Below are 2,571 nucleotides of genomic sequence, written 5' to 3' on the forward strand. Positions count from 1 at the left end.
ATGTCCATGCCGCGGACCGGGACCAGCTGCTCGATGAAGCCGAGGCGCTGCTGCAACGTCACTACCGCGATGTCCTGCCGGAAGCGGTGGCGCGGCAGTTCGACCTTGCCCTGGCCGAGCTACAGGATACCGGGGAGCCAGTGGAGACCGAGTACCGCGTCACCCTGGCCGGTGTGCCCCGCGACTTCCAGGCCATCATCAGTCCGCTGACCGAGGAGGGCGAGGGCTTCAGCGGCGTGCTGGCCGTGGTGCGCGAAGTGACCCAGTCCCGTGCCACCGAGGCTCAACTGCGCATCGCCGCCACTGCCTTCGAGACCCACATGGGCATGGTCATCACCGATGCTGAAGGCAGGATCCTCAAGGTCAACGACACCTTCGCCCGCATCACCGGCTATTCCGAGGCCGAAGTGCTGGGCCGCAATCCGAGCCTGCTCAGTTCCGGGCGCCACGATGAAGCCTTCTATCGGCATCTCTGGGAGGATGTGCGGGAGAAGGGCAGCTGGCAGGGCGAGATCTGGAACCGTCGCAAGAACGGCGAGGTGTTCCCCGAGTGGCTGACGATCAGCGCGGTGCATGACGAGGCCGGCGAGCTGACCCACTATGTGGCCACTTTCAGCGATATCACCCAGCGCAAGGCCGCCGAGGCGGAGATCCATCAGCTCGCCTTCTACGACCCCCTGACCGGGCTGCCCAACCGCCGGCTGATGCTGGACCGCCTGGAGGGCACACTCAAGGACAGCTATCGCAGCAACCAGTTCGGTGCGCTCCTCTATCTTGACCTGGATAACTTCAAGCAGGTCAACGACACCCTGGGATACCAGGCAGGCGACCAGCTGCTGCAGCAGGTCGCGAGTCGGTTGGGCGGGGAACTGTACGCGAGTGATACCCTGTCACGGCTGGGTGGCGACGAGTTCGGCTTGCTGCTGCATGGCCTGGGCCGCGACCAGCGGCGCGTGGCGGTTGCCGTCGAGCGCATCGCCCAAAAGCTGCTTGGCGTGCTCCAGGCGCCTTTCAGCCTGGTCGGGAGCTCGGTGACGATGACCGGCAGCATCGGTGTCACGCTCTACCGCGATCACGGCACGACACTCGATGAGATCCTCCAGCAGGCCGACATGGCCCTCTTCCAGGCCAAGCAGGCTGGGCGCGATACCCTGCGCTTCTTCGACCCGACCATGCAGGCCCAGCTTCATGCACGCGCCCGGCTCGAGGCGGACCTGCGCCAGGCGTTGGCCCGCGACCAGTTCCTGCTCCACTACCAGCCCCAGGTGGATCTCGACCGGCGCATGGTTGGTGTCGAGGCGCTACTGCGTTGGCAGCACCCAGAGCGTGGCACGGTCTCTCCCGGCGAGTTCATTCCCCTGGCCGAGGAGAACCGGCTGATCGTGCCCATCGGCGACTGGGTGCTGGAGGCTGCCTGTCGGCAGCTGGTGGCCTGGGCCGGGGATCCTGCCACGGCTGACCTGACGGTCTCGGTGAACGTCAGCCCCCAGCAGTTTCGCGAGGGGGAGTTCGTCAAGCGGGTGCTGGCCACCCTGGCCCGCACCGGCGCTGACCCGGCGCGGCTCAAGCTCGAGGTGACCGAGAGCCTCTTCCTCGAGGAGCGTGACGAGGCCCGCGAGACCATGCGGCGCCTCAGGGAGCATGGCGTGACTTTTTCCCTGGACGACTTCGGCACCGGCTACTCCTCGCTCTCCTACCTCAAACGCCTGTCCCTGGACCAGCTCAAGATCGACCAGTCCTTCGTGCGCGACTTGCTGGAGGACGAGGCGAGTGCGGCCATCGTCGCCAGCATCATCGCCCTCTCCGAGAGCCTGCAGCTGGAGGTGATCGCCGAAGGGGTCGAGACCGAGGCCCAGCAGGCCTGGCTGGTGGCGCATGGCTGCCACCTCTTTCAGGGCTACTTGTTCGGACACCCCGGGTCCGTGGAGACGCTTTCCTTTCCGGATTGATGCCTGTCCAGGAGTGCGGTTACTCTCGTCCTGCGGCGCTGCAAGTCATGGAGGCTACTTCAGGCTTAGTCTATGCTTTAATCTCTTAGTAGTTATTCCATAAGGTGTTTGCTGGTTCGCCAGCAGGGGAGGTGAGCATGGCATCAGTTTCCTTCATCACGCGTGGCCTGCGGCTCCTGCCGGTGGCGGCATTGTGTCTCTCCATCGGCCTCGCCGAGGCCCAGAATGTCGCCGACGAGGAACGGCTCTATGGCGGGCCGATGTTCAACCAGCAGGAGCGTGACCAGTTCCAGCAACGGCTGCGCAACGCAGCTTCCCTCAAGGAGCGCCAGCGCATCCAGGCCGAGTACCGCAACCTCATGCGCCAGCGCGCCGAACAGCGCGGTTTCGACCCGGATGGCATCTACGGCTACCCGATGATGGACCCGCAGCAGCGCCGCGATTACCATCAGCGCATGCAGGAGGCCGGTTCCGATGCCGAGCGCCAGCGTATCCGCCAGGAGCATCGCCAGCAGATGCGCCAGCAGATCCTCCGGCAACAACGCAACCCGCACGGCAAGGGCGGCGGCCGCAGGATGCACCAGGGTAGCGGCGGACGCGGCTGAGGCGCGGCCCGTCATAC

General features: G+C 65.6%; 2 protein-coding genes. Both read left to right on the top strand.

All coding sequences use genetic code 11. From position 1 onward, the window contains the following. Window positions 1-1,949, top strand: a 1,949-nt coding sequence (locus RI841_RS15905) for an EAL domain-containing protein (RefSeq protein ID WP_310706607.1), incomplete at its 5' end; no start/stop codon positions are given. A gap of 137 nt (window positions 1,950-2,086) precedes the next feature. Continuing rightward, on the top strand, window positions 2,087-2,554 hold the full coding sequence (locus tag RI841_RS15910; protein WP_310706608.1) for a hypothetical protein: 468 nt from the start codon (window positions 2,087-2,089) through the stop codon (window positions 2,552-2,554). Window positions 2,555-2,571: the final 17 nt, after the last annotated feature.

Origin of the sequence: Halomonas sp. (genome assembly GCF_031581305.1) — a bacterium.
Lineage (GTDB): Bacteria > Pseudomonadota > Gammaproteobacteria > Pseudomonadales > Halomonadaceae > Halomonas.

Coding starts and splice junctions, on each gene's coding strand:
- RI841_RS15910 (WP_310706608.1), top strand. CDS start 2,087: ATGGCATCAGTTTCCTTCATCACGCGTGGCCTGCGGCTCCTGCCGGTG.